The organism is Sporosarcina luteola, from assembly GCF_007991495.1.
In the GTDB taxonomy this organism is placed as follows: domain Bacteria; phylum Bacillota; class Bacilli; order Bacillales_A; family Planococcaceae; genus Sporosarcina; species Sporosarcina luteola.
This window is the reverse complement of the sequence record NZ_BJYL01000033.1, coordinates 65,893-72,696: the sequence shown is the minus strand read 5'-3', so window position 1 is coordinate 72,696 and position 6,804 is coordinate 65,893. Positions and strand designations below refer to the sequence as shown.

General features: G+C 44.2%; 7 protein-coding genes. 6 read left to right on the top strand and 1 reads right to left on the bottom strand.

Annotated features, from left to right (window positions below):
* Positions 1–72 precede the first annotated feature (72 nt).
* Both SLU01_RS12555 and scpC read left to right on the top strand, forming a co-directional pair.
* Complete coding sequence (locus tag SLU01_RS12555; protein WP_147058840.1) at positions 73–717, top strand: LytTR family DNA-binding domain-containing protein; 645 nt, start codon at positions 73–75, stop codon at positions 715–717.
* A gap of 166 nt (positions 718–883) precedes the next feature.
* Entirely contained in the window at positions 884–2,413 is a 1,530-nt protein-coding gene (scpC, locus tag SLU01_RS12550) for a succinyl-CoA:acetate CoA-transferase ScpC (RefSeq protein WP_147058838.1), read from the top strand.
* A 66-nt stretch (positions 2,414–2,479) separates the two neighbouring features.
* Here scpC and mgtE read toward each other — a convergent pair whose 3' ends face one another.
* Positions 2,480–3,838, bottom strand: coding sequence for a magnesium transporter (mgtE, locus tag SLU01_RS12545; RefSeq protein WP_147058836.1), 1,359 nt, complete (start codon positions 3,836–3,838; stop codon positions 2,480–2,482).
* 427 nt (positions 3,839–4,265) lie between these two features.
* Here mgtE and SLU01_RS12540 point away from each other — a divergent pair, with 427 nt between their 5' ends.
* Genes SLU01_RS12540 through SLU01_RS18365 form a run of 4 tightly spaced genes read left to right on the top strand, consistent with a single transcriptional unit; the run spans position 4,266 to position 6,654 of the window.
* Positions 4,266–5,078 carry a transporter substrate-binding domain-containing protein gene (locus tag SLU01_RS12540; RefSeq protein WP_147058834.1) on the top strand — a complete coding sequence of 271 codons (813 nt, stop codon included), beginning with the start codon at positions 4,266–4,268 and terminating at the stop codon, positions 5,076–5,078.
* Positions 5,079–5,121: 43 nt separating this feature from the next.
* On the top strand, positions 5,122–5,781 hold the full coding sequence (locus SLU01_RS12535) for an amino acid ABC transporter permease (protein WP_174842652.1): 660 nt from the start codon (positions 5,122–5,124) through the stop codon (positions 5,779–5,781).
* A gap of 16 nt (positions 5,782–5,797) precedes the next feature.
* Entirely contained in the window at positions 5,798–6,523 is a 726-nt protein-coding gene (locus SLU01_RS12530; protein WP_147058830.1) for an amino acid ABC transporter ATP-binding protein, read from the top strand.
* A complete protein-coding gene (locus SLU01_RS18365) occupies positions 6,520–6,654 on the top strand; it encodes a hypothetical protein (RefSeq protein WP_281288392.1) in 135 nt (44 codons plus the stop codon). Before SLU01_RS12530 ends, SLU01_RS18365 begins: the two co-directional genes overlap by 4 nt.
* Positions 6,655–6,804 lie beyond the last annotated feature (150 nt).

The window sequence follows — 6,804 nt, the reverse complement described above, 5'->3', positions numbered from 1 at the left end:
ATTTACTGTATAATAATGGTTAATCGACACGCCTGAAATCATAACATATATAGCTATGCGAAAGGAGTTTGGATGGTCATGTTGAATTTGGATTCCCTCATGGATGTGGTCGGGGAATTATTTGCAGATGAAATCTCCATTGTCGTATCCAATACAAAAGAATATATTTATTACCGTCCGAGCAAACGGATCGATTTGAAAATTCGACCGGGTGATCCTATAAAGGAAGGGACGATTGCCTACAAAGCGCTTACGGAAGGGCAGAAAGTTTCTGAGTTCATTAACCGTGATGTGTTCGGCGTCCCTTATCATGGCATGGCTGTCCCGTTTCATAATGACGGCGTCTTGGACGGATGCGTTGTCGCTATTTATCCTGCTTATACGGAAGGGAAGTCAGTTGTAACATTGAAGACGCAGGACGGTTGGGTGCCTGTCCCTTTTGCCGAAGTGCATTATATTGAAGTGAAGGACCGGAAGACGGTTGTTGTGGCCGATCATATTACTGGTACCCATAAGAATTCATTGCAAAACTTCGAGTATGTGCTGCCGCATGAGCTATTTGTCCGTTGCCATAGATCGTTCATTGTTAATGTTACGCGTATTAAAGCCATTTTTCCAGACACGCATTCAACGTTTGTATTGTCGATGAATGACGGTACGAAAATCCCGGTGAGTCAGTCGTATTCGAGTTATTTTAGGAAGTTATTAGGTTTTTAAAGGGATTTATTCAAAAAGAGGATCTAAAATGGTTGCTGTGATATGCTGCCTAGGACGTAGTTTTAAGGCGTTTAGTCGATTAAATCCTCTTTCATTCACAATTTCCCTTTCGAACATTTGGATACGATAAGATTATCTAAAAGTTATGAAAAGGGGCAGTTGTTGAATGGATAATCAAATGGAGCGCATTAGATTGGAGAAGTTGAGAGATGTAGTCGTTTCACCTGAAGAGGCTGCGTCTTGGATTAAGGACGGAATGACGTTAGGATTAAGCGGATTCACGCGTGCGGGTGATGCGAAAGCGGTTCCAATGGCGTTGGTGAAACGTGCAGAGACTGAGAAATTCAAAGTGAATGTGTTTACAGGGGCTTCACTCGGTTCGGATATCGATCGATTGTTTGCCGAAGCAGGCATTGTTAACAAACGGTTGCCGTTCCAGGCGGAAAAAGCGATGCGTAATGGCATTAATGACGGGGAACTTCTTTTTGTGGACCATCATTTATCCCACACAGCAGAATGGATTCGCGCGGGTGTCATCGAACCGATCGATTTTGCGATTTTGGAAGCGGTTTCAGTTACGGAGGATGGAATGATCATCCCATCGACATCTGTCGGTAATTCATTGTCGTTTGCAATGCATGCAAAATCGATCATCATTGAAATAAATACAGCGCACTCTGCGGAGTGGGAAGGCATCCATGATTTGTATGACACGGGCAAACAAGGCGAGCGGAATTCGATTCCATTGACGAAAGTGGAGGACCGGATCGGGACAATGGGCATTCCGATTGATGTTGAAAAAGTGAAGGGAATCGTATTCACGCACCAAAAGGATTCTGCATCAACGATTACACCGCCGGACCAAGAAACAGAAATTATGGCTGAGCATTTGTTGTCGTTCTTGCGTTCAGAAGTGGAATCGGGAAGGTTGACGAATCGATTGGCACCACTGCAATCAGGAATCGGCTCCCAGGCAAATGCAGTGCTTCACGGTTTGTTAGATTCGGAATTCGAGGACCTTGAAGTGTATTCGGAAGTATTGCAGGATGCCGTTTTTGATTTGATTGATGCAGGTAAGATTCGCACTGCCTCTTGTGCGTCGATTACGTTGTCAGAGGAGAAGATGGACAAGGTCTTCAATAACCTGGATCAATATCGTGATAAATTAATTATGCGTCCGCAGGAAATTTCAAACCATCCGGAAATTATCCGCCGACTCGGTTTAATTTCTATTAATACAGCGTTGGAACTGGACATTTATGGGAATGTCAATTCGACGCATGTGACAGGGACGAAGATGATGAATGGCATCGGCGGTTCAGGTGACTTCGCCCGAAATGCCAGACTTGCTATTTTTGTTACGAAATCGGTTGCTAAGAACGGTGATATCTCAAGCATCGTGCCATTCGTCTCCCACGTCGATCATACGGAGCATGATGTCGATGTCATCGTGACAGAGCATGGGTACGCGGATTTGCGTGGACTTGCGCCAAGGGAGCGTGTTGAATTGATCATCGGAAATTGCGCACACCCAATGTACCGCGAGCAGCTGTGGGCGTATTTTTCCGAAGCATTGGAAAGAGGCGGCCACACACCTCATGTACTTGAGAAAGCATTTTCCTGGCACACGAATCTAATGCAACACGGCACAATGCGACCGCGTGTCGAAGAACTAGTTTACAACCAATCGAATTAATATAAATACCGCCACTTAAAAGGCCGTCTTCTGTTTTGTACAGAGACGGCCTTTTTTAAATTTCAATTACATCAGTTTGGAGATGAACATTGTTGCAATTCCAAAATAGATGAGTAAGGACAGGATGTCGTTAATTGTAGTGATGAGTGGGCCGGATGCGACGGCCGGGTCGACTTTGAATTTATTCAGAATCAACGGGATGACGGTTCCGGCAAATGTTCCGATGATCAGTGTTGCGACTAGGGACGATCCTACGACGAGTCCAAGCGTGAAGCTGCCTTGCCAAATGTAGGCGATGACCGAGATGACAGCACCGCAGACAACCCCGAGCATGATACCGACGAGCAGTTCGCGGAAAATGAGGCCAATCGACTTTTTGAAGGTCATCTCTTCCGTCACTAGACCACGGACAACGACCGCCAACGATTGGGTGCCGGTGTTTCCTGTCATTCCCGCAATCATCGGCATGAAGAAGGCGAGGGCGACGACGGCTTCAAGTGTCGCTTCGAATTTTGAAATGATGCTGCCGGAGACGAGACCGATGAATAAAAGCAGGATGAGCCATGGCAACCGTTTAAGCGTTGCTGAAATCGGCTTCGTATGAAAGTCGATTTCCTTTCCAGAAGCAAATAGCATTTCAATATCCTCATTCGCTTCCCGCATGACGATATCAAGCACATCATCCGCAGTAATGATGCCGACCAAAATATTGTCATCATTGACAACGGGCACGGAAAGAAAATCATGTCGCCCAATCATTTTCGCGACATCACTCTGTTTCGACATATCTTTGACCTTTATAATATCCGTCGTCATCACTTCAGTAATGTCATTTTCGGGCTCGCATAACAGCAAATCACGGTATGAAGCGACACCGATCAATTTCTTCTCATCATCAATCACATACACGTAATTTAAATAATGTGCAAACTCATTGAAATGCTTTAATTTGTCAATCGTCTTCCGAACGGTATAGGAAGTGTGCACCCATACATATTGACTGATCATCACCCGCCCGGCAGACTTTTTCGGATACTTCATTTTCTTGCGTATCGCTTTCTTTTCCTCATCCCTCATTTGCGCAATCAGCTGATTCACTTCTTTATCCGGCAAATCGGAAAGTAGATAGGCGAGATCATCACTTTTCAAAACTTCCAACAGTTCCGTAGACCGTACAGGTCCAATCTTTTTTAATACACGCAGCTGTTCATTGCGTGTCAAGTATCTGAGAAGGGTCACAAGTTGCTCCAAAGAGAGCCATTCCAAAAAAAGAATTCTACGCTTGCGCGGCAAACTTCGATAGTGCAAAGAAATGTCATAGGGGGACAATTCACTAATGATTTTTTGGAACGTCTCTTTTTGCCCTTCTTTTAAGACATGGACAATCGCATGTGAGACCTTTTCATTATCTCCATTTAACGTCATGACTCTCCCACCTCGCTTTATTGTTGAATGAAAGACTAGCTAACCTGTCTATTCCCCTTAATCCAATGCAGATAAACAGAGTTGTAGAATACTTGAGACCATTTTGTAACTGATTGCCGCAACATGGCGAACGGTGATAATGCCACTTGGAGTGGTGATAAACAGTTGCTAAGCGGTGATAATGTTATCCCGAGTGGTGATAAACAGTCGCTGAGCGGTGATAACGCCCCTGTAAGTGGTGATAACTGATTTTTAGCATTTTTCCTCAACGGTTTTAAGGTTAAATTGTAGTCATTCGGTGGTAAACAACAGCTCGACATGATTGATAACGAAAAAAGTAGGTTTATCTGAAAAATGATAGGGAAATAGAGTTAGTAGGCAAGCAGGCAAAAAAATCGACATCGGTCGACAAAAGGGAGTTTTTCGTATGAGGAAATGGAAGACATTATTATTCTTACTGATGGCAGCAATGCTAGTACTCGCTGCATGTGGAGATGGCAATGGGGAAGCGAGTGATAATGAGTACGGCCTTGTGAAAAAAGGGAAATTGACATATGCGGCAAGTGGATTATATAAACCTTTCAACTTCGAAGAGAATGGAGAGTTGACAGGGTTTGATATGGAAATAGGGGCAGCAATTGCTGAGAAGATGGATTTGGAGCCGAACCCTGTGACAAATCCGTTCGAGACAATTCTTCAAGGCCTAGTTGCAAATAAATACGATGCAATTATAGGATCAATGGCGTACACAAAAAAACGTGCTGAACAGGCAGCATTTACAGACCCTTACTATTATTCCGGCGGGATGATTTGGATTGCGAAAGACAATGATGACATCAAGTCTCCGGAGGATTTGAAAGGAAAGAAGATTGGAGTCGTTTCACAATCTACGTATGAAGAACCGGCAAAAACACTGTCAGACGATATCCAGTATTACGCAAGTGATGTTGTAGCCTTGCAGGATTTGACAATTGAAAATCGGTTGGATGCTGTTATCACAGCGGATATCGTAGGTTTTGAAGCGATTGACAATGGATTTGCTATTAAAGAAGTAGGCAACCCGTTATGGGTCGAACAGCCATCGATTGCGGTGAAAAAGGATAACGAAAAGCTCCGTGACGCGATTAATGATGCGCTCCAAGAAATTATTGATGATGGTACTTACGATGAAATTTCACAGAAGTGGTTCGGTCGTAATCTATTGGATATCAATTTGGAGGATGCAGAACTACTAGAATAATGACTGATTCTGAAATGGGAAGAGGGAGTTGCCAGTGCTTGAAATGTTGAACAGATTATATGATGTATTCATGAGCACGTATGAAGGCTTCCTGCAAGCGGTACTGATCACGTTAGAAATTACGGCTGTTGCTGTTATATTAGGAACCTTGTTTGGAATTATCTTTGCCTTGATGAAAATATCACACTCAAAAGTATTACAAACGATTGCAAACTTATATATTACAATTATCCGCGGAACACCGCTTATCGTGCAGATCATGTTCCTCTATTTTGGAATTACGTCAATCGTTGTCCTGTCCAATTTCTGGGCAGGAGCGATTGCTTTAGGTGTCCATAATGGTGCTTACATTGCAGAGATTTTCAGGGGAGCCATCCAGGGGATAGATCGTGGACAGCGGGAGGCAAGCCTTGCACTTGGCATGAACCGGACGCAGGCGATGCGCCGAATCATTTTTCCGCAAGCGTTGCGCAGGGCGATTCCGCCGCTAGGAAACCAGTTTATCATTACATTGAAAGATTCATCTCTTGTATACCTCATTGGGGTTTCGGAGTTGTTCGGAAGGGCGAACCGTGAAGCGGCGTCTAATTTTATGCAGTTCGAGACATTCTTGGTCGTCGGTATGTATTACCTCGTTCTCGTCCTCATATTCACGTGGCTATTGAAGTTGTATGAGAATAAATTGAACGTGGATGAATCGTAGGCAGGGAGGAAATTACATGATCAAAACAAAAAATCTCCACAAATCATTCGGCAATCTCGAAGTGCTGAAAGGAATCGATATCGACATCAATCCGGGCGAAGTCGTCGTTCTCGTCGGAGTGAGTGGATCTGGGAAGAGTACGTTGCTACGCTGCCTGAATTTCCTTGAAAAGGCGCAAGAAGGGGATATTATAATTGACGGCCGTGCAATCGATCGGAAGAAAGATGACTTATCAAAAGTCCGAGCAGAGGTCGGTATGGTATTCCAACATTTCAACTTGTTCCCACATAAGACGGTGCTTGAAAATATTATGGAAGCGCCGTTGATTGTCAAAAAGGAAGAAAAGGGGAAGGCGAAGGAATTGGGGCTCTCCCTATTGGAAAAGGTTGGGCTGTCTGATAAGGCGGATGTCTATCCGAATAAATTATCGGGCGGTCAGAAACAGCGGGTTGCCATTGCGCGGGCGCTTGCAATGGAACCGAAAGCGTTATTGTTCGATGAACCGACATCCGCACTTGACCCGGAGCTTGTCGGCGAAGTGCTCCAAGTCATGCAGGACCTTGCCGACGAAGGAATGACGATGGTCGTTGTGACGCATGAAATGAAGTTCGCGAAAGAAGTAGCGGACCGTATTATCATGCTGGACGAAGGGTGCATCATCGAGGATGCCGACCCCGAAACGTTTTTTAACCACTCCACAAACGAGCGCACACAGCAGTTTTTAGAGATGGTGAATGTATGAATGAAAAAGCAGCTTCCTATTTAAATTGGAGGCTGCTTTCTTATTATTTAATCCCATTCACCCAAACAGGTACAGAACTGACATTGACACGGGAGGAGTTAGCTAAAAAGGTCATCGTAGAAGGCTCATGATAACTGTTTCTGTGATGAAGCTGATAATAAAATCGACCGTCTTTCCACTCCATAAGATTTATCCGAAACAGCGCCTTCATTCCATCTTCCGTACGTTTAAATCGCTTATACTTCTTCTCATCGATTGATTCATCAGCAATGTTTTGACTC